The following is a 22339-nucleotide window of genomic DNA, read 5'->3' as shown; positions in this document are numbered from 1 at the left end:
AAAATTTTTGGTTTGTTCGTTTGGTTTATACTGTTTAATTTTTGTTTGCTTTTCCTATTTGGTTATGTTTTTCTGGTTTTAATATCTTAATTAAGGCTGTAATTTAGTATTTTAAATTCAAACTGGGAAAGATTTATTTCCAAAATCTTTCCCAGCTAAAACTATATATTTCCCTTCTTCATTTCACTGATAGCATAATCAACCGAACGTGCTGAGAACGCCATGTAGGTCAATGAAGGATTTTGGGTTGATGTTGAAGTCATACAGGCACCATCCGTAACGAAAACATTTTTTACCGCATGCATCTGATTCCATTTGTTCAATACAGATGTTTTCGGATCGTGTCCCATACGTGCGCCGCCCATCTCATGGATGTCCAGCCCCGGAGCTTGCCAATGTGTGTCTGGTCGAATATTCGTAAAACCGGCATCGGTAAACATTTCGGTCATGACCGCAATATAATCTTTTTTCATTTTTTCGTCATTGTCATCATAGTCGACGGCAATCTTCAACAATGGAATTCCCCAATCATCTGTTTTACTGCTATCTAGAGACACCATGCCTGATTCTTTTGGTATGGTCTCACCCATCATATGTGAACCAACCTGCCAAATCCCCAATTTCGGGTTTAACAAATTCTCTTTAAGTCCTAATCCTAGGCCAGAGCGGTCTGATTCTTTACTACGCGATGCGCCAAAACCTGCCGCATAGCCGCGTAAGAAATCTGTTTCCTGTTTATGTAGGTTGCGAAAGCGAGGAATATATCCACCGCCGGCAGGATTTCTTCCCTCCGCCGTGTAATCCAATAGTCCCTCGTATTCGGCATAAATACGTGCGCTATAGTTGTGGAAAGCAACATATTTACCCAATACACCACTGTCGTTTCCTAAACCATTCGGGAAGCGGTTAGATTTGGAATTCAACAAGATTAGATTGGTATTGATGGCAGCTGCATTGACAAAAATCAATTTTGCATAGAAATCAATCTCCTCTTTGGAATCTGTATCAATAACCCGAACACCTACAGCTTTTCCTTTTTGTTCATCGTATAGGATAGAGTGAACCACCGAATGTGGACGCAGGGTCATATTTCCTGTTTTAGCGGCCCACGGAATCGTCGTTGCATTGGAGCTGAAATACCCTCCAAAAGGACATCCCCTCTGACAGAGCACACGGTTTTGGCATTGTACACGGCCTTGATCGATGTGAATCTGGTTGGGCTTGGAAAGGTGTGCACAACGCGCAGAGATCACCTTACGTTCCGGGAATTTTTTCTGAACTTTCTCTTTAAAATACTTCTCTACAATATTTAACGGGTAACCGGGCAAAAATTCACCATCTGGCAGTTCTGGAAGTCCATCATGATCCCCGGCGATACCGGCAAACTTCTCTGCATAAGCATACCAAGGAGCTAAATCAGCATAGCGTATAGGCCAGTCTACGGCAAAACCATCACGTGCGGGACCTTCAAAGTCAAAGTCAGACCAACGTTGCGTCTGTCTCGCCCATAACAAAGATTTCCCACCAACCTGATATCCTCGGATCCAATCAAAAGGTTTTTCCTGTATATAGGGATGTTCCTTATCTTTCACAAAGAAATGTGCGGCATCTTCATGAAAAGCATAACATTTGCTGACAATCGGATTCTCCTCTTTCACTTTATAAGGCATCTCATTCCGATGTTCAAACTCCCAAGGCATCATATTCGTGGTTGGATAATCCTTAATATGCTGTACATCACGACCACGTTCCAATACCAAGGTCTTTAGTCCTTTCTCACATAATTCCTTTGCAGACCAGCCACCACTAATTCCCGAACCTATCACGATAGCATCATAGGTCCTATTTTTTTCACTGTCAATATTTAGATTTGCCATATTGGATTTATCCATTAATTTTCACCGCACCATTGTACGGTCCCGGAATAAGCTTATATATCACCTTATTCTTCATCACATATTCTGAATTCATATAACCTTGGATCGCACGCGATTTAAAGATTTCAAAAAAAGTCTTTTCATCCGTTTTATCGGTCAAGTTAGCTAACTTATTTTCTGTCTCTTTGCCATTGGCCAGATTCAGCTGTTTTCTTAGTTTGTTAAAACCGGAAACAAATTTCTCCTGGTTTTCTGGCGACTCACAATCATCCACCATCTTGATTACAAACAGGTGCAGGTTCAGATCCTTCCCACCCGGAGTATCCGTTTTCGGGATAAGGACATCCACCAGGTCAGCCAAAAACTGCTCATCTTCTGCTGATAATTTCAGCTTATTTAATACAATAGATGCACCACCATCATTCAGACAGGATGACAAAATAGTCAGTCCGCCTGCGATAATGAAAAATTGCTTTATTGCGGTTCTACGGTTCATAATCAGAGTTCTCTTTACAATTCGGTAATATTACATATATCCGAATAAAATTACAAATGCTAAAACGATTAAATTATACGATCGCCCTTAAATCCAGTCGGATAATAGCTGTTTTGCCTGTTGCAAGTTTTCCACAATGTTATCAACAGCTGTTAGTCTAGCGCGCTCTAGCTCCTGTTTTGTGACAGCAATCAACTGCAAGCCAGCGTCCAATGCTGATTTACTTCCTGTTATCGTATCTTCTATTGCGACACAGGATGCTCCTGACAAGCCTAATTTTGACAGAGCCAAACGATAAGGCTCCGGATTAGGCTTCGGAAACTCCACACATTCCCTTGTCACAAAAAATTCAAAGTAATCCAGCAGTCCATGCTTTCCCAAAACAGTATCCACTGTACTACGGTAACTTGAGGTCACCAGTCCAATGCGGATGTTATTGTGTTTGAGGTAGACTAAAATATCTTTGGCAAAAGGCATCAATTCGATATCGCTCATATTAGAATCAGCGTAGGCGGCACGCGTCCTTTTCCACATGTGTTCTTCGGTTGTATCGTATCCATAGTCTTCAACCAGGCGCTTTACATTATGTGCTAAGGTATGTCCGGCAAAATCCCGAATCCAATCTTCATAAGTTATCTCCAATCCAAATTCTTGTTTTAAGATCGGCGCCCAATTTTTAAAATAGAAATATTCCGAATCAATTAAGGTACCGTCCAAGTCAAACAGTACGGCTTGTAGTTTATTCATAGTGTTAAAGATACACAAGTAGGCTGAAAAATCCTACTAAATGACACCACAATAGACCGAATTAGAAAGCGCCCTTCTAAAAGTATCCCAAACACCAATGTAAACATGATATTCAGCTTTCTGATTTAATTCAACCGGCATATTCACAAAACATTGACCATCTCTAGCAGATGCAACTGCAAGCTTCAACGAACAGAAATCGTTTAAGCTAACACATGCCAGATTTAACTTATAAATTTCATCATCATACGCTGGGCTTGGTATCCATTCCAAAAATATACGTCCTTCATTCACACTTACCTTAGTACACTCAGGTGGCATTAAATCCCCCACAAACACTTTCAAATTTTCAAAATTCACAACGGGATTATAATCAGCATCAAAAGCCAACACATCATTGAAAACATGTTTTTGCGCGAGCTGAAATGCACCATATTTAGATCCGTTTTCTTTTTTTAGCTCATAGCCAAAATCAAAAACAGCCTTGTTCTCCCTACAAAACTCACTTACCAATTTTAATTTTTGGCGATGTAAGCGTTGTGCTTCGGTTGGAGGTTTATTACTTTTTCTACGCGCACCTCGAATAATCCATTGCCCCATTCGATTATATCCATATATTGAACCGACTTTACCTCGAAAACCACCATTTGGACCATCTTCTAATATTGCCATACTTTAAGATTTTGTTTAATTTAATTCCTATGTCAACTAGATAAACACATGATCAATATTAAAGTTTGAATTAGCTTAGTTATAAAATAGGTTTAAGTTAGATTTAATATAGGTTTTAGTTAGATATTACCTATACTATACCTAACTAAAACCTAAACAAAACCTAAGTAAAACCTATATAAATAGCAATATTGTTATAAATTATAAATACAGTTGTTCTCCTTGATTTTTGGATAAGCATTCTACATTTGTTAAGTTTGTTTTTTCAAGCACCCGAGCGGGCATATCATGCTCGTAAATTCGTCGTTCTCTTGAAAAATGTTCCGATATCATTCAAAAAATAGACAGGCATGAAATCTACATGATTTATTTCGGCATTAGTAGGATACATTCATCAATGACTAGAAAGTAAAGGATGGATAGCTGCCATCATCGAATAGCGCAAAAAATCTGAAAGCTTCATCGCCTTAAAAGACTTATACAATGAAAATAATTGCAATCGGTCGCAATTACATCGACCACGCGAAAGAACTCAATAATCCAGTCCCTGAAAATCCGATCATTTTTTTAAAACCCGATACTGCGGTATTAAAAGATAACAAAGATTTCTATTACCCAGAATTTTCCAAAAACATTCAGTTTGAGACCGAAGTTGTTCTCCGGATCTGCAAGGAAGGCAAACATGTAACGCCTAAATTCGCCTCGACCTATTATGATGCAATCGGTCTGGGAATCGACTTCACTGCAAGAGATCTACAACAGGAGCTTAAAGCAAAAAGTCTTCCCTGGGAACTGGCAAAAGCCTTTGATCACTCCGCTGTGATCAGCAATTTAATTCCCAAAGAAGAATTCAGCACTATCGATGCTATTGATTTCTCTTTGCAACAAAATGGGCAAACTATCCAACAGGGCAATACCAAGGATATGATTTTCTCCTTTGAAGACCTGATTGTCTACACATCCAAATTTATCACCTTACGTAAAGGCGACCTGATCTATACCGGCACGCCGGTTGGTGTTGGATCCGTCACAATTGGCGATCTATTGGAAGGGTTTATCGGAGCGCAAAAAATGTTTAGCTGCAAAATCAAATAGAGGAACGGACATGATGAAAAAAACAACATTTTTAATGAGTGTATTGACCTTTGCCTTTAGCCTCGCCCAAGCACAGGATATTATCAAAAGTCGCAATTATCCGCAGAATTATTTCGTACGGCCGATGGATATCGCTCCCCAAGCATCGGGCTCATTTGGTGAGTTGCGGGCAACGCATTTCCATGGTGGCGACGATTATCGCACTCAGCAGCGCATCAATATTCCAGTACACGCAGCGGCGGAAGGTTTTGTGTCCCGTGTACGTGTACAGATCGGTGGCGGCGGAAATTACGTATATATTGACCATCCGAATGGATATACCTCAGTGTATATGCACTTGGAGAGTTTCAATGCTGATCTAGCAAAAATTATAAAAGACGAACAATACAAACAAAAACGCTTTGATGTTGATGTCTTTCTCAAACCAAATCAAGTACCCGTCAAAAAAGGTGAGTTTATTGCCAATTCGGGAAATACAGGTGGGTCAGCGGGGCCACACCTGCATTTTGAGATCCGCGACACCAAAGCACAACTGCCATTAAATCCCCAATTGTTCGGGCTGTTATTTCCGGATGGTGTAAAACCATTGATCAGAGGTATAACAGTTTACGACCTTGGCCGTGAAATCTTTGACGAGAACACCCCACGCAGGCACCAGACGATTAGATCCATCGGTGATGGAAATTATAATTTGGCATCAGGTGCCCCTATCCCAGTTAATGGCAACTTTGGCCTTGGTATCAATACCGTAGACCGACGCGGTGGTATTTCATTTACCTATGGTGTTTATTCGATCGAACTATTTCTTGACAACAAAAATATCAGTACGGTACTTTTTGAATCCATCCCCTTTGACCAGACCCGTGCGATTCAATCGTATATAGACTACCCTTATTTAAAGAAATCTGGTGTTCGGGTACAGAAGAGTTTTAAAGACCCTAATAATCCGATCAATATCTACAAACAACTGGACAACCTGGGTATGATCGAGTTAAAGGACAATGAGGTCCATGATGTAAAATATGTAGTCAAGGATGTTCAGGGCAATAAAAGCGAACTCAATTTTAAGGTACAGAACAACCCTTCCCTATCTATCAGCCGTAAGTCAGCAGAAGGGCTCAAAATGTTTCATTATGCTGATGAAAACAAATATGAGGCTGAAAATGCACGCGTTTATATGGGTAAAAACATCCTCTATAACGATCTTTATTTCAATTATTCCCAAGGCGCCAAACCAGCAAAAGGCTACTCCGCGGCGCATTACATCCACAATAGCTATACACCCGTATTCGGCTATTACAAACTGATGATCAAACCGGACTATAGCTTACCCGAAAGTTTGTATAGCAAGGCGCTGATCGTCTCCACAGATGGTGGAGCGCAGGGTGGGAAATACGAAAATGGTTGGGTTGTTGCCAATGTGCGCGAATTTGGCGGTTTTTATGTGGCTGTTGATACCATTGCCCCAACCATCAGTGCACGTAACCTGAGCGATGGCAAGAATGTATCCAATCAACGCTCCATAGATTTTACCATTAGTGATAATCTTTCAGGAATAGATACCTTCGATGCTTATATAGATGGCAAATGGGCCCTGATGAAATATGATCCTAAAACAAGACACCTGTGGCACGACTTTGAATCCAATCTAAGCAGTGGCACCCACAGTTTCAAATTGGAGGTCAAAGACAATAAAGGAAATTTAAAAACATACGAGGCCTCTTTCAGCAGATAGTTTTATCTGCTGTTCGTAGTACATCCTTAATGGGCCCTTATTCTTGGATCATTTTTGCAAGCAAGTCTAACGTGCATGCTGGATTTTCATCGGATAATATCGTATCTTAATAGGCTAAATAGAAATACATATGGCAACACTAGAAATAGGACAACAGGCACCGGATTTCAGTGCAAAAAATCAAAATGGTGAAACCGTCCATCTTTCGGATTTCAAAGGAAAAAAGGTGATTCTCTACTTTTATCCAAAAGACAACACCCCAGGCTGCACAACAGAGGCTTGCAATTTTAGGGACAACTATCAATCGCTGAAAAAAGAGGGCTTTGAAATTATTGGCGTAAGCGTGGACAGTGAAGCATCACATCAAAAGTTTATCAGCAAACACGAGCTACCATTTCAACTTCTTGTAGATGAGGACAAAATCCTCGTAGAGGCCTATGGTGTATGGGTGGAGAAAAACATGTACGGAAAAAAATATATGGGTACAGCACGCACTACCTTTGTGATCGATGAGCAGGGCATCATTCAGCACATCATCAAAAAAGTGGACAATAAAAATGCTTCACAGCAGATTCGTGATTTAGGGATAACTAAATAAGTCTCAGGCTTGAATAAAGAGTGGGGAGAAAATCTAAATACTCAATACGCAATACTAAAATCTAAATACTAATATCTATATTTGCCACTTATGAGCAAACAGACAGACGATTTTTTCAAAAGTGTAGTATCACACGCGAAGGAATACGGTTTTGTATTCCAATCGAGCGAAATATATGACGGATTAAGTGCCGTTTACGATTACGGTCAATTAGGTTCTGAACTTAAAAACAACCTAAAGACTTATTGGTGGAAATCCATGGTGCAATTGCACGAAAATATTGTCGGTATCGACGCCGCAATTTTCATGCATCCAACTACATGGAAAGCATCTGGTCACGTGGATGGGTTCAATGACCCAATGATTGATAATAAAGATTCAAAAAAGCGCTACCGTGCCGACCAATTGATCGAAGACAAAATTGCACGTTATGAAGCAGACGGAAAGGCGACAGAAGCAGCAGCGCTTTTAGAAACGTTAAACACGGCATTGAACGCGGACGATCTGGCTGGTTTAAAATCAATCATTGAAGAGCATAATATCGTTTGTCCGGTTTCAGGCACCAAAAATTGGACTGAAGTACGTCAATTCAATTTGATGTTTGCCACACAGATGGGTGCCATGGCAGATGGGGCAGATCAGGTTTATCTTCGTCCGGAAACTGCCCAAGGTATTTTTGTTAACTTCCTGAACGTTCAGAAGACAGGTCGTATGAAAATTCCTTTTGGTATTGCTCAGATCGGAAAAGCTTTCCGTAACGAAGTCATTGCACGCCAGTTTATCATGCGTATGCGTGAGTTTGAACAAATGGAAATGCAATTCTTCTGCCGTCCGGGCACTGAACTGGAGTGGTACAACAAATGGAAAGAAACACGTCTAAAATGGCATTTAGCGCTTGGATTTGATCCTGCTAACTACCGTTACCATGACCACGATAAGTTGGCGCATTATGCCAATGCAGCTGTGGATATCGAGTTCAACTTCCCATTCGGATTTAAAGAAGTGGAAGGTATCCACTCCCGTACGGATTTTGACTTGAAACAGCATCAGGAGTATTCGAAAAAGAAAATTCAATATTTTGATCCGGAAATCAATCAAAATTACATTCCTTATGTCATCGAGACTTCCATCGGATTGGATCGTTTGTTCTTAACTGTTCTATGTAATTCATTGGTAACAGAAGATCTTTCTACCGCAGAGAAACAAGATTCTCGTGTTGTATTGAAATTCCCCGCAGCATTGGCACCGGTGAAAGCTGCAATTTTGCCTTTGACTAAGAAAGACGGTTTACCAGAAAAAGCACGTGAGATCCTGAATACATTAAAATTGGACTACAATGTCCAATATGATGAAAAAGATGCGATCGGAAAACGTTACCGTCGTCAGGATGCAATCGGTACGCCAATCTGTATTACGGTTGACTACGATTCTTTGGAAGATAATACCGTAACAATCCGTCACCGTGATACCATGGAACAAGAGCGCGTCGCGATCGCTGATCTTGAACGAATCTTAAATGATTTAGCAGGTTGGAATACTTTGCTAAAAAAATTGCTATAAATATAAAAGCAAAAACGACCCCGCTACGCATTGAATAGTTGGAAACAAATTGTATAAGGGGCAAACAAATTAAATAAAAATAAGGCTTTCCGAACTGGTAAGCCTTATTTTTAGTATTGAATTTATTCAAATTGGTTCGTTGGATTGACTTTTTTAATCAATATTCTATGACCACATTATCACGCCATTTTTCATTTTTCATCACCTGAAAACCCTGACTTCCGCTCGCGCCATCAAGCAGCTTTCCTTTGAATGAGAGCTGTACATTACTTCGAATCTCACTGCCCAATTCAAATGTACGCATCAGTTCCCCCTTTCGGAAAATGCACAACTCATAGCTGACCATCTTATTTTCTGGGAAATCTCCCATAAACTGATTAAATAAAAAACTTTTCGAACTGCTGCTGAAATTGGGAATAATACGTAAGATGGTCTTATCAGCTAGTTCATCTGTCCCCGTTGCAAAAGGATAATATTGGAAGGCTTTATGCAGCTGCTTGATCTGAATACTGTCGACAAGATCCAGTCCCTCAGTATCCGTGCATTCAAATTTAACTTCGCTATAGATACGGCTCATGGTCAACACTCTTTCAATAGATTCATTCACATCAAAAGTATCGCGTACCGCAAATATTTCAGCAGACTGCTCACTGAAAGCATTAGACACCGAAAGACTCCTAAGATCAGTCACTGATGCCGGAAGCAATAAGGGTAGACCTGAATTTTTGGATAGCAGGCTCAGGTAGTACGTTCCCATCGGCAGAGCGATATTAAATTTTTCTTTTGCGTTGAGTGTACCTGCCTTCACCAGCAGCTTGGTATTAACATCGAAGATATGATAATACAACTTATCGGGCAGAACAGATTGATCTGTCGTCCCCATAATCTTGATATTGTCCATTTTAAAAGTCCCTGTACTCTCGTTGTAGTTACTTGCCCCTTCCCTATTACCCGAAAATAAGGCAATTTTTAACCAACATCCCTGAGCTGCGACCAGGTTAATAGCCCGAAGCGACTGCTCTACAACAAACTTGGCGGAAGTAGTGAGATTTGCCGGATAATGTAGGGTATCCGAGAGATTTTTGAATGTTGCACCTTTATCCGTTGAATAACTCAACAGTAATGCACGAGGTCCAGTTCCAGAGCTATTGGCGTCAAAAGAAAGATTTGTCAACGTAGCGATACCCGAACCAGGTATCTTGATCAGAACCTCTTTGGCCCCTTTGAAACTAATGCCTTTGCCGGACGTCGGCCAACCGGCGACATAGCTATAGTCGGTTTTACCATTGTTGTAATCAATGACAGTGGCATCCTCAAGCGCCAGGGTCGGGTCCGCGTTACCGTTATCAAAATTCCAATGGTAGAGGAGTTGATTTTCGGTGGTGCTTCCGGTGGTCGAAGCACTTTTAAACCTAGGCGATTGTGCTTTCAAGGGTGTGACAATCGTTTCAAAATCCTTGATTTTGAAGGTTACCTCATGCGTTTTCTCAATGCTTTCATCAGGAAGTTTTGCATTTTTCTTGCAGGATAGAACAACGGCTAAAATCACGATGGATAGCCACGAAAAAATCCCCCAAGTAGAAAGGGTTTTCGTTTTCATAATTATGAATGATTTATAAGTTAACTAACCGGCAGATTAAAATTAACTTATAAATCACTAGCCACCAACAATGTAACTAAAAAATTACTTCCGCCCGATCACTCTTGCAGGTTGTTTCTTTATCTACTTTTTGGACATAGACTTTTCGCTTGGTAGTAGTTCGTTCCAACACAAGCATCGTATTTCCACCCGTCGGGCGTACATATTCGCCATTGAATTCATCCCATTCGTAAATTGGTTTACCATCTGCATCCGACCAGATGTAATTGTAGCGTGCATCCGCTTTATCTTGTATGATCAATTGTACCTTATTTTTCTTTTTGTTGATCTTAACGCGGATATTTTTGGGTTTCTCCACTTTTGCTAGTGTTTTCAGGAAGACTTCCGATTGCACTGAATGCTTGTCTTTCCAATATGCGACTACATGATATTTTTTGGACGCAGAGACCTTTTCGATCACAATATTAATCCCCGTTCCGACAGGTGCAGCACTTTGAGTTTCAAACCAACGGTACACTAGTCCACCGACAGGCTTTTTAACCGTAAGCACCTGATCCCCACCAAAACAGGTTTCGAGTGTATCACCCCAGGTATTGATGGGTTTCGCAAGTTCATGGGATTTAAGCTGATTAAATTTCCATACAATGGAATCCTTATGGTTTACATATTTCGGATTGCGGAGCAGATCTGTTGTATCTTGAATAATCACTTTCAATTCGTTCGCACCAATGCGCAACATTCCCGGATCCAAATAGATCGAATCGATGCCATGGGCGATAGCTTCATTATTTAAGGACCATACCAGCTTAAATGTATTCGGGGACGGTTTTGCTAGCTGTAAAGTAAATTTCTGAACGCTATCTAAGGTCAATACATTATTCAATACCGGTTTTACAGCAATAAAAGGGCTAGATTTTTGCTTGATTGAAGCCACAAATTGCTCTTGGCAGACAGGGCAAAAAGGGGCAACAAGATATTGCATTTTACAATACTCATGTGGCCTGAACCAGTTGGACGGAGATCCCTTCCCGCCATAGGAATAGATCCCTACACCATCTTTTCCAAGCCAATGTTTCCAGGGAACAGCATTTGCAGCAGCCGTTTGAGAGCGATTGACAGATTCAATAGCATATTGATTTCCTGCCCAATATTCATCAGCCAGCTGAGCAAAGGAATGCCCGATCTCATGGACAGCGATGTCATTGCTTTTAAAGTTGACCGTCGAGGTGGCCCACTTTCCACCTGATCCACCATAAAATGGTGAATTGACCAATACCACCACTTGTGTATAGTTGGGGATATGTGTTTTTAACACTTCTTCAATACGCTCATTTTTTTGAGGCACTACAAGGCGGTGTAGTCCACCATTGTCAAAACTGCTTCCAAAAATAGTATTGGGATGCGTGACTGGCACAGCATGATCTCTAGTGAATTTATTGTAGCGTCTTGGATATTTGCTGAGATCGGTGTCACCGTGTACACAATCGCTTGCTTTGCAATCATGCGCAGCACCGGATTCTTCGGATATCGTCCGAATAGCAAACACATTAAAGAAACTGCTGTATTGTTTGAAAGGTTCTATTGAAAAAAAATAATTTGTGAACTGCTTGGAATCTTCTTCATAGTCGTCTAATTGATCTTTTGTATAGCCATCGCCCAAAATAACCAGGTTCACTATATTTTTAGCTGTCCCTTGATATTGTAGTGTATCAATCTTGAAATTTTGAGATTGCGCTGTTGCAGGCATCAGATAGCCCAATAACGCAAACAGGACAAAGATTAAATTTTTATTCATCGGAGTAACAATCGTTAGACTCCAAATTTAAGGTTTTCGTATCCCTAATCGTTACATTTTATTGCCGAGTGCTTCTCCGATATTGTCCACTGACGGGATCTGTAAGGTCATACTACGCACCTCTTTTCGAACAATATTTTCAGTGTACCAACGATGGCTTAATCCCGCATCCGATGTTCCTGCACATATTCACTTGGGGAATGTTTTGTGATCTTCTTAAATACCCTATTAAAATTGACCACATTGTTAAACCCTGTTTTAAATGCAATATTGGAAACGCTTTCGGAGGACTCGTCAATCAACATCTTGCAGGCCCGTTCAATTCTGATTTCATTCAGGAAGGTCACATAAGTCTTGCGGGTGTGCTTTTTAAAATACTTACAAAATGCGTGGGGAGTCATGTGAGCTACTGCTGCGATATCTTCAAGCGAGATTTTATCACCAAAATGCTGAAAGGTATATTGAAATATTTCGTTGATACGCAACCCTTCCGCGTCCGAAAATTTCTTCTGGGGAATTCCCGTATATAGGGAGGTCCATTGATCGACCTTTTTACTCAAAAAATTGATCAGTTTTACAAAGTATAATAAGCGATCTATTCCGGCGCTTGTATTGATCTGTACAAATTTATCTTTGAGGGCAATAGCATGTTCGGCATCCAGTTTCTTACTGACATTGATGTGTTCCAAAAAATATTTGACATCGTCAAATTCAGGGAAATCCAAAAAAGATTTAAAATGCTCGTAGTCGAAGAAAATATGAATCGCATGAATGCTGTCCTTAATATCCTCTCCTGTTTTAAACATATGTGGTTCATCTGCATCAACGATATAGATTTCATCCTCTTCAAAACTATGGGTAAAGTTGCCGATCATAAAGGTCCCCCGCCCTTTTAAGATATAGGTCAATTGGATCTCTTTATGCCGATGGTAATTGCTATAGAAGGAGGGCAAGATATCCTCTTGCACGCAAATAGATCCTTGATAAACCACCGGAACTGTAAATTGAACAACTTTCATCGTCTATTGAAATAACAAATATTAAACCGTTAATTCAAATATACCATTTTTTAAGACAATAATCGTTAATTTTTAACCAAAAACTCCTTAACCTTACCAATGAACTTCGGTAAAGTCGGATCTTCACCAGTGAGTGACAAGATTTTGAAGGTCTGTGGATTGATCCATAAATAACTTGGCGAACGGTCTATACCAAAGTCATTTTCCATTGTTGCCCGATCATTTGTATTCAAATAATAGCTATGAGGCCCCAGAACGAGGGAGTTGCTGGTTTTAATCCAGGCATCTTGATCCGCATCTAACGAAAAGTAAATAACCCGCACTCCCATTGCCTTTAACTGCGCCTCCTTTTTGCGTAGTTCAGTAACATCAGAAACACTGTATTTACTGGCTGCTTTCCAGAACGCGGCGATCAACATCTTGGCATTTGAAAATTCACTGATTTTTAGCGAGTCCCGTTGGACATTCATTGGCGTGATGGGTGGAAAGACAGGCATATTCTCGTAAAAATCTTTCACCCGGTCTACTTTCTCACGCGCAAATTTATAATAAGGGTGTTTTTGCAGGGTTGCATCGAACCGCTGTAGTGCAGTATCAAATTTTTTGAAGTTATCCGCATTGATGGAGACATATTTGAAAAAGTAAGGGAGAACTAAAGACGATTGATGTGTACTATCAAGAATAAAGTCAGCATATAAATTGCGAATGTTATAAGGTTTACCAGCCGACAATCGTTGTATTTCATCAATAGTTTTCTCGTAAGATCCATCGTTGCGTAGGGCCATCGCTGAGAGCTGCCCATTTAATCCACCGATTCTGGCGATCTTATTTTCCTCCTTCAATTTTTCTTCTTTTTCACGTTGGCGATAGCGTTGCGTAAACTGAACAAATTCCGTTGCATTACTGGAGGTTGTAGTCAAGGTAAAGCCGCCTTTATTTTCTTTCAGTTCATAGTCACTTCCCCCTTCCAAAAACAGGATGTAAGGCTCTCCACCACTAATCTGAATTGCATAAAAACCAGTCATTGCCAATTCACCTTCCAAGACAAATTGCCCGTTCGTTACACTTGTTTTTGTAAACTGTTGCATTTTGTTTTCCGGATCGATAAGCGTCACTGAGCTCCCCTCCGCAGCACTTGTCTGCCCAGTAATTTTATAAGCGAACGTTTTCAAAAGCTCTTCTTTTTTAGCTTTGTCTGTTTTCTGGGAACAAGCAGTTGTTCCCAGAAAAATAAATAGAAAGCAAAAATAGCTAAAGGACTTTATGGTCCTTATAGGTTCCATTTTCAAATATGCGAACATTTCTCTTTTTTCCTTTTATGTTAAGCTTCACAATTTTCCCATTTTCCCAGCTCATATCCACGGTGTAATTTCCTCTGGCTTTTAGCCCTTTGACCTGTCCCTTAGACCAAGCTTTAGGCAGGGCTGGTAGCAGATGGATATATCCATTGTGGCTTTGGATCAACATCTCTGCGATACCTGCAGCGCCGCCAAAGTTGCCATCAATCTGAAACGGTGGATGAGCACAGAATAAGTTGGGATAGGTGCCGGCGCCTACACCCTGATAGGTTGTTTCACTGGCAAAAGCCGGTTTCAGCAACTGACGAAGGATTTCCAAGGCATGATCGCCATCCTGCAATCTTGCCCAAAACAATATTTTCCAAGCTCTTGACCAGCCTGTCCCTTCATCTCCCCTGACAGCAAGCGTTTTTCGTGCAGCTTCGGCCCAAGTCGGAGTCGTTTGGGGAGAAATAAATGCTGCAGGATATAGACCATAAAGATGGGATACATGACGGTGTTTGGGTTCAACCTCCTGATAATCTTCAAGCCATTCCATCACACGTCCAGATTTACTAACCACTACTGCTGGGGGAATCTCTTTTAATTTTCCCTTCAAGCTAGCTACAAAACTATCCTTGACAGCCAAAATAGAATCTGCCTGAATAACGGCTTGATACAGCTCGCGTACAATCTGATTGTCGATTGTGGGGCCCATCACCACTGCTGCGATCTTTCCATTAGCCATCCGAAACGCATTTTCGGGTGATACCGATGGTGAAGTTACCCACCATCCCGTTTTTGGATCTTGCACCAATGTATGGTTGTAGAATTCTGCGGCACCTTTGAGTATCGGATAGATTTCTTTCAGATACCCTTGGTCTCCTGTAAAAAGATAATGCTCCCACAGGTGGTTACATAACCAACCGGAGGCTGTACTTGCACCCCAAGAAGCCTGTTCACCTGGCGCTGAATATCCCCAGATATTGGTCATCATATAAACAACCCATCCAGGTGCGTTATAATAGGCTTTTGCAGTTTGCTCCCCTGTTTTTGCGATCCGTTTTATCAGCTCGATAAAAGGTTGATGATATTCACTTAGATTGTTTACCTCTACCCCCCAGTGATTCATCTGCGCATTGATATTTAGATGATAATCACCATTCCAAGGCGTTTGGATCTGATTGGCCCATAAGCCCTGTAAGTTTGGCGGAAGTGCATTTGTATTTTTCGGCGCTGAACTTGAAATATTCAAATAACGACCATACTGATAATAAATCGTTGCCAAATCCGGATCTTGTGTTGGGTCTTTATAAAAATTTGCAATCCGTTCATTGGTCGGAATATTCGTATTTGCTTTATTCCCAAAAAGGTTAAGCTCCACGCGGTTAAAAATCCGTTGATAGGAATTCACATGATTGCGGTACATTTTAGCTGCATCGTACTGCTGTACCGCAGCAATAGTCGCCTTTGCTGTAGCTAGCGGATCCTGTCCATAATAGGATGTACTTGCCGTGAGATAGATTGAGAGATTTCCTGCTGCTGAAACTTCCAGCACCTGATCTTTTCTGTTGACCTGAAGATGTTTACCTTGTACTTTCAACAAGCCGACAAATTTTAGGTTCTTGTCCCCTTTACCATCCGGTAGCGACCCTTCGACCAAAATACCATCATCCAACAGGGTGTAGCGGTCTATATTCTCCTTCCGCTCAAAAGAAATACCAACGCTCTGTCTGGCGTCGCTGTTCTGATTCAATTGAATAACACCGACATTCTTGTCAAAGGAGGTGTAGTAGGTACGTTGAATTTTTGTGTTTCCGGCACGAAAAGAAGTCTGTGCTGTCGCCGTGGCTAGATCCAATGACCTTGTATAGTCTTCAATAGAAGAAGATGGCAGTTGATAGTGCAAAAGTAGATCTCCGAGCAACTGATAACAGCCAAAAGGAACATTAGCGCCATTTCCAAAACCGGAACCTTTACCATTGGTGACAAAAGTTTCATTGACCAATTTCTCGGCTTCGTCATTTTTACCCGCCTTCAACAAAGCCTGTATGGTGTTGACATTTTTGTGCGCGTCATAGTTATTGGGATCCTCCGGGCTTCCGGACCACATACTGATCTCATTCAGTACAATTTTTTCCTGCGTTGGATTTCCATCAGGCATCATACCAATTAGCCCATTACCCAACGGCAGTGTTTCTTCCCAGATTTTGGCAGGCTTATTATACCAAAGACGAAGTGGATTTTGTTGTGCAAACAAAAGCGTGGTCTGACAGATGCAGACCACGAAAAGTATTAAAATTCTATTTCCCATAAAGTTCAAGCTCGGCAATTGTCAGCTCATTCCCTTCAATAAATTGCGTTGGTTCAAATTTGATAAACTTGATATTATTGCTTGTTTCAAAAAATACCTGCTGCAAAATTGGATTTGCTTTGATATTGGAGAATTCACCTTCTTTCACGCTTGTCCATTTTTTACCGTCTACACTGGTTGAGATCCTGTATTTCGTCGGGATACCGCTTGTCTTTTTATCCTGACGTGGTAAGAAACCAATACCCGAGGTTGCGCCATCTGTTTCAATGACCAAGACTCCCTGATCGCCCACAGTTGCAAAGGTATTTGGATTACCATCTGTTATATAAGCCTTGTCGGTCATACCTGCTGTCCGTAATTTAAAGCCCGTTTGTTTTTTAAGCTCTTTTGTATCGAAGGCAAAAGATTCATTATACTCCTTGAATAGACCAAAATCACTTAAAGTAATTGCTACCGGAGCATAAATATGTAGCTGTAAGCGTGTCGTTGTCGTTGGTTGTTCAAGCTTTATCAAGCGATTCGCACCAATACTGGTTGCTCTGGCCAGTGGCTTCCAGGTGTTGTCAGCCCATTGTTCCACAACAACGCTGTCAATCCGTTGTCCCAATTTGATGTTTTCGCGCAATTGAATAAGATCGAACGTCGCCGCTGACTTTAGCTTAATTTCAAGTGTAGCTGAAGTTTTTGTATCATCGGTCGCCCAATAGCTATAACGGTCATTATCCGTAATCAGCGATGTGGCATATGTTTTAGTGTCGGCATTACGTGTATTTGAGGCCGTTATGGTGGCGCCTTTTGCTAGATTGGCACGGAAAGTTTCTTTGATCTTTTTACCAAAAGCCTTTAGGGATTTCACATCATTTTCATGGAGTGTACCTGAAGGCATTGGAGCTAGACCAAGATTCATACTGGCACCTCGACCGACCGATTTCAGGTAGATTTCAAACAGTTGATTGGGTGTTTTCACCCGGCCATTCTGTTCCTCATGATAAAACCATCCTGGACGTTGGGGAACATCACATTCTGCGGGAATCCAATATTTTCCATTACGGTCACCCGATTCGGCATTATGCGATTCGGTCGCTCCGGGCACTGCTACTTTTCCATTGAGCCCTATTGGTGTAAATGTCGCCCACGAGGTTTCGGCAGCAAAACCATGTTCATTACCTACCCAGCGCATATCGGGTCCAATATCCGAGAAAATCACCGCATTAGGTTGAAGTTTACGTACAATAGGCCATGTTTTCTCATGCCATTCATAATAAGTTGTTCGGTCAATGATCCGTTTCCCCTCATGTCCACCGTAGTAACCATCACCTCCATTGGCACCATCGTGCCAAGAGGTAAACAAGGGGCCATAATTGCTCATCAATTCGGTCAGTTGCTGTCTGTAGGCATCGGCATAAGCTGGTGTACCATAATGTTCATCGTGACGGTCCCATGCAGATAGATATACACCGAACTTCATTCCATTACGATGTGTCGCTTCCATAAATTCCTTTACCATATCGCCTTTTCCATTTTTCCATGGAGAGGATGCGATACTGTAGGCGGTTGTTTTGGTCGGCCATAAACAAAATCCATCATGATGTTTGGCAACACTGATCAGGCCTCTGAAACCTCCATCCGCTGCTGCTTTGGCAATCTGATTTGCATTAAATGCCGAAGGATTAAACAAAGCAGGCTGTGCATCACCATAACCCCATTCTTTATTTTGAAAAGTTGTGGGTGTATAATGGATCAAGCAGTAGGTTTCCATCTCCTGCCATTTTAATTGGCGTTCGGTTGGCAAAACTCCATAAGGTTTTAACGTATCTGGTTTAGCTACCGTACTGCTGGAAAGTAAGATGGAGGATAACAAGATTGTGAACATATTCTTTATTATAAGTACTAGAAAATTAGGTTGTAAAGTCCTAATATAAGAAGTTTTATAAAATTATCTATGTAACATTTGCGTACAGAAATCGGCTGGGAAAATCCAAAAATGTATACTAATAGTCGATAATTAGCCTTATTTAATCAAATCAATCGATTGATCTAAAACATTTCGGTGAAACAATATAATAGTTTGTTGGGGCTTTGTTGCTGTTCTTTTTTTAGTATGATTCGACCAAAACGAACTTATTTACCTGTTGGAGTGCAAACAAAAAACACAAATTTGTTATTATTAGAGGATAAAGAAGTTAGATGTACTATAATAGGTGATTGGATGCTATTGGGACGAGATTGGCATGATAATTATAAGTTGTAGTGCAGAAAAAGGAATGTTTATATATTATTAGAAATTATTATGAAAGTGAATTTAATGATTTTAGCAGTTGCATTGGCATTTTCAACTGTTGCATGTAACACAACAGGAAAAAAATCTGAAGCAACAGGAGCTGGCGATACCGCAACTACAGTCCAAAAACCAAGTGTAGTGGATAACGCATCTTTGGAAGGAACATGGGAACTTAAATCAATTACCACACCGGAGACAGCAGGAAAAGCGCTCAAAGAATTGTTCAAAGACAAAGTTCCAACATTGACTTTCACAAGCAAAGATCACAAAGTAGAAGGTAACAACGGCTGTAACGGTATCGGCGGTACTTACGAAAGCGAAAAAGGCAATTCCATTAAAATCGGCGATAAATTGGTATCTACGATGATGCACTGTGAAAATGCAGCTTACAATGAATTTATGAATGGCTTAAAATCTACGACAAACTTTGATGTTAGAGATAATGAGTTAACATTTATTTCTGGCGATATTGTGGTGATGCAATTTGTAAAGAAATAAGGAAATACTCAATAGAATGAATAGGCCCCAATACGAGGGCCTATTTTCTTGATTTTTATATTAGCCTTTGCAAGCTCTTTTAGCATATTAAATTCTTGATTGCTTCGGTATCATTTGTTCTATAACCTTCTTATTTTTAAGCGAACTCTCCTTTATTAAAAAAAGTTGCGCTCCCCATGTTCGCTCTTCTCTTAGCACCCGCTCGCCAGATCCGGATATGGTTATGATTGTTTTTTTAGATAATTATTTGGGGACAATGCTCTTGACAACAACTCTTCCAATACCATGACTCCTTTTATTTTATTAGGTTTTTTATCATAATAAGTAAATATCTCAACAGACTTATGGGTGTAAGTGTTATGACTTACGACCAGACTATCCAGATTTCCTGCAGTATTATAATAAAATGCTTTTCTGGATAAGAAACTGACTGTCCTTATAAATTTGCTCTTCTTTCAGCAAGTCACCATTATATTCATACGTATAGATTATGGGCGTATTAGCCTTTTCGAAAATTTTTCGTTCGACGATTTTGTTTCCCTGATAACGCAGTTCATGTTTATCTGAAAATGTGACCGACTTATCAATGCTCTTTTTTTCCAATGTTACCCGATTGTCGTTTACAACAACATTCCAATAAACCTGATCCGTGAAAAGTTTGCGGAATCCGCCCACCATAGGTATAAAAGCAAATCCACCAGTAATACGAGTCAGCTGTCCCCCATCATAACTCAACTTCATTTCATTTACAGCAGGGATAAACGATGCGTTTGTCGGTGACTCCAGGTAAAAAACCGGAATTTCTTTCAATCCCTGACCTAAATTAATTTCTCCATCTTTCGAACATGAAAAACAGGTTAATAACGACAACGTACAGACTGATAGCCAGTTTTTTTTCATAAAAACAAGTTATTTAGCAGCTAAATATACCATATTAAAATTTCATCTCGTAACTTTACACATCATGAAAAAAGATCAATCTAAAATCATACGTGAACAGGTCGATCGTTCAGCACTTCGCGAACATTCGACTCCTTTATACCTCACATCAAGTTTTATCTTCGACAGCGCTGAACAAGGTCGGGCGGTCTTTGCTGGAGAAGAAGATGCAATGATTTATTCCCGCTATGCAAACCCGAATACTTCCGAGTTCATCAACAAGGTCTGTATTATGGAAGGTGCTGAATCGGGCTTATCTTTCGCATCGGGTATGGCTGCAGTATTTGCATCCTTTGCTGCAATTATCGAAAGTGGAGACCATATCGTTTCTTCACGCGCGATATTTGGTTCTACCCATCAGTTATTTACAGAACTTTTTCCGCGTTGGGGTGTTACCACAACTTATGTAGACGCGGCTAATCCCGAGGAATGGGAAAAGGCCATACAGCCAAATACGAAAATTATATTCTTGGAATCACCATCCAATCCCGGATTGGAATTAGTTGATTTAGAATGGTTGGGTAAATTCAAAGAAAAATATCCGAATATTATTCTTTCGATCGACAACTGTTTTGCGACACCATATCTTCAGAAACCAATTCAATATGGATTTGACTTGGTCATCCATTCGGCGACTAAATACATGGATGGACAGGGACGTGTTTTGGGTGGTATTGTCGTTGGAAAACAGGAATTGATAGACAAATTGATGTTCTTCATCCGTCACACAGGCCCTGCATTGTCACCATTTAATGCTTGGATTATTTCCAAAAGTCTGGACACCCTAGGTATCCGTATGGATCGCCATTGTTCCAATGCACTCGCACTGGCACAAGCGTTAGAAAATCATCCGGAGATTGAAGATGTAAAATATCCTTTTCTACCAAGCCATCCACAATATGAGCTAGCTAAGAAGCAGATGAAAGCAGGCGGTGGTATTGTTACACTGGTTGTCAAGGGTGGTTTTGAACGTGCAAAAGCTTTTGTTGACCAATTGGAAATGATTTTATATACATCCAACTTAGGTGACTCCAGATCAATCGCTACGCATCCGGCATCCACCACACACTCCAAGCTGTCCGAAGATGAGCGACTGAACTTAGGTATACAACCGGGCAGTATTCGATTGTCGGTTGGCTTAGAGGATCAGGAAGATATTATCAACGATATCTTACAAGCCCTAGAGAAGACAAAATAAATACTAAAAAAGCGTGCTAAGCACGCTTTTTTAGTATTTATTATTGAGATATGAGATGCTGGTTGTTTAAGCCTTTGGCTAATAGTTCTGCCTTCTTTATCCTCATACTACTCATGATTTCCTAGTTCAACGAAGCAATCGCTGCAGCATAGTTTGGTTCGTCAGCGATTTCGGCAACTTGCTCTTCATACAAGACTTTACCATTCTCGTCCAAGGTAATCACAACACGGCTCAATAGACCTGCTAATGGTCCATCGGCGATTGCCAATTGATAAGCATCAGAGAAATTCGCATCTTTATATTCTGATAATGTCACTACATTGCTCAAGCCTTCGGCTGCGCAAAAACGACCTTGTGCAAATGGCAAATCTTTCGATATACATAATACAACGGTATTGTCCAATTGAGATGCTTCTTTGTTAAACGCACGTACAGATGCTGCACAAGTTCCAGTATCCACACTAGGAAAAATATTTAACACAATTTTTTTTCCTTTGAAGTCTGCGAGTGACTTATCTGAAAGATCTCCTGCAGTTAATTTAAAATCAGGCGCTTGCTCACCAACTTGTGGTAAATTGCCTTTTGTGTTCACTGGATTGCCCTTAAAAGTGATTGTAGCCATAAAATATGTTCGTTTA

At 40.6% G+C, this 22339-nt stretch carries 18 protein-coding genes; 6 read left to right on the top strand and 12 right to left on the bottom strand.

Features of this window, described 5'->3' with window-relative positions:
* Positions 1–161 precede the first annotated feature (161 nt).
* The 4 genes from LC454_RS09440 to LC454_RS09425 all read right to left on the bottom strand — a co-directional run bounded on the left by LC454_RS09440 (position 162) and on the right by LC454_RS09425 (position 3792).
* Positions 162–1877 (bottom strand): GMC oxidoreductase, encoded by a 1716-nt coding sequence (locus tag LC454_RS09440; protein WP_223582142.1) that lies wholly within the window; start codon positions 1875–1877, stop codon positions 162–164.
* 7 nt (positions 1878–1884) lie between these two features.
* Complete coding sequence (locus LC454_RS09435) at positions 1885–2373, bottom strand: gluconate 2-dehydrogenase subunit 3 family protein (RefSeq protein WP_223581767.1); 489 nt, start codon at positions 2371–2373, stop codon at positions 1885–1887.
* Positions 2374–2460: 87 nt separating this feature from the next.
* Complete coding sequence (locus LC454_RS09430; protein ID WP_223581766.1) at positions 2461–3120, bottom strand: HAD family hydrolase; 660 nt, start codon at positions 3118–3120, stop codon at positions 2461–2463.
* Positions 3121–3156: 36 nt separating this feature from the next.
* Positions 3157–3792, bottom strand: a complete 636-nt coding sequence (locus LC454_RS09425) for a DUF6266 family protein (RefSeq protein WP_223581764.1) — start codon at positions 3790–3792, stop codon at positions 3157–3159.
* Between the two features lie 483 nt (positions 3793–4275).
* Here LC454_RS09425 and LC454_RS09420 point away from each other — a divergent pair, with 483 nt between their 5' ends.
* The 4 genes from LC454_RS09420 (at position 4276) to LC454_RS09405 (ending at position 8780) form a co-directional block, all read left to right on the top strand.
* Positions 4276–4887, top strand: a complete 612-nt coding sequence (locus LC454_RS09420; RefSeq protein ID WP_223581762.1) for a fumarylacetoacetate hydrolase family protein — start codon at positions 4276–4278, stop codon at positions 4885–4887.
* Between the two features lie 10 nt (positions 4888–4897).
* On the top strand, positions 4898–6622 hold the full coding sequence (locus tag LC454_RS09415; RefSeq protein WP_223581760.1) for a M23 family metallopeptidase: 1725 nt from the start codon (positions 4898–4900) through the stop codon (positions 6620–6622).
* Between the two features lie 130 nt (positions 6623–6752).
* Positions 6753–7220, top strand: a complete 468-nt coding sequence (bcp, locus tag LC454_RS09410; protein ID WP_223581758.1) for a thioredoxin-dependent thiol peroxidase — start codon at positions 6753–6755, stop codon at positions 7218–7220.
* A 90-nt stretch (positions 7221–7310) separates the two neighbouring features.
* Complete coding sequence (locus tag LC454_RS09405; RefSeq protein ID WP_223581756.1) at positions 7311–8780, top strand: glycine--tRNA ligase; 1470 nt, start codon at positions 7311–7313, stop codon at positions 8778–8780.
* Positions 8781–8937: 157 nt separating this feature from the next.
* On the opposite strand, the gene LC454_RS09400 is transcribed toward LC454_RS09405, so the two are convergent.
* From LC454_RS09400 to LC454_RS09375, 6 genes are all read right to left on the bottom strand, one after another.
* A complete protein-coding gene (locus LC454_RS09400; RefSeq protein WP_223581754.1) occupies positions 8938–10380 on the bottom strand; it encodes a hypothetical protein in 1443 nt (480 codons plus the stop codon).
* Between the two features lie 76 nt (positions 10381–10456).
* Complete coding sequence (locus LC454_RS09395) at positions 10457–12175, bottom strand: M64 family metallopeptidase (protein ID WP_223581752.1); 1719 nt, start codon at positions 12173–12175, stop codon at positions 10457–10459.
* A 158-nt stretch (positions 12176–12333) separates the two neighbouring features.
* Complete coding sequence (locus tag LC454_RS09390) at positions 12334–13194, bottom strand: helix-turn-helix domain-containing protein (RefSeq protein WP_223581744.1); 861 nt, start codon at positions 13192–13194, stop codon at positions 12334–12336.
* A gap of 65 nt (positions 13195–13259) precedes the next feature.
* Positions 13260–14366 carry a hypothetical protein gene (locus LC454_RS09385; RefSeq protein WP_223581742.1) on the bottom strand — a complete coding sequence of 369 codons (1107 nt, stop codon included), beginning with the start codon at positions 14364–14366 and terminating at the stop codon, positions 13260–13262.
* Positions 14367–14445: 79 nt separating this feature from the next.
* Complete coding sequence (locus LC454_RS09380; RefSeq protein WP_223581740.1) at positions 14446–16785, bottom strand: glycosyl hydrolase family 95 catalytic domain-containing protein; 2340 nt, start codon at positions 16783–16785, stop codon at positions 14446–14448.
* Positions 16775–18658, bottom strand: a complete 1884-nt coding sequence (locus LC454_RS09375) for an alpha-L-fucosidase (RefSeq protein ID WP_223581738.1) — start codon at positions 18656–18658, stop codon at positions 16775–16777. Before LC454_RS09375 ends, LC454_RS09380 begins: the two co-directional genes overlap by 11 nt.
* A 417-nt stretch (positions 18659–19075) precedes the next feature.
* On the opposite strand from LC454_RS09375, the gene LC454_RS09370 reads away from it, so the two are divergent.
* Positions 19076–19564, top strand: a complete 489-nt coding sequence (locus LC454_RS09370) for an META domain-containing protein (RefSeq protein WP_223581736.1) — start codon at positions 19076–19078, stop codon at positions 19562–19564.
* A 396-nt stretch (positions 19565–19960) separates the two neighbouring features.
* Here the strand turns inward: LC454_RS09370 and LC454_RS09365 are convergent, their stop codons facing one another.
* Positions 19961–20464, bottom strand: coding sequence for a hypothetical protein (locus LC454_RS09365; RefSeq protein WP_223581734.1), 504 nt, complete (start codon positions 20462–20464; stop codon positions 19961–19963).
* A 64-nt stretch (positions 20465–20528) separates the two neighbouring features.
* On the opposite strand from LC454_RS09365, the gene LC454_RS09360 reads away from it, so the two are divergent.
* Positions 20529–21701, top strand: coding sequence for a trans-sulfuration enzyme family protein (locus tag LC454_RS09360; protein WP_120260245.1), 1173 nt, complete (start codon positions 20529–20531; stop codon positions 21699–21701).
* A gap of 121 nt (positions 21702–21822) precedes the next feature.
* Here LC454_RS09360 and tpx read toward each other — a convergent pair whose 3' ends face one another.
* Positions 21823–22323 (bottom strand): thiol peroxidase, encoded by a 501-nt coding sequence (gene tpx / locus LC454_RS09355; protein ID WP_120260246.1) that lies wholly within the window; start codon positions 22321–22323, stop codon positions 21823–21825.
* Positions 22324–22339: the final 16 nt, after the last annotated feature.

The sequence above is a fragment of the Sphingobacterium sp. GVS05A genome (assembly GCF_019969845.1).
Classification (GTDB): Bacteria; Bacteroidota; Bacteroidia; order Sphingobacteriales; family Sphingobacteriaceae; genus Sphingobacterium.
This window is presented reverse-complemented; position numbering and strand designations above follow the sequence as displayed.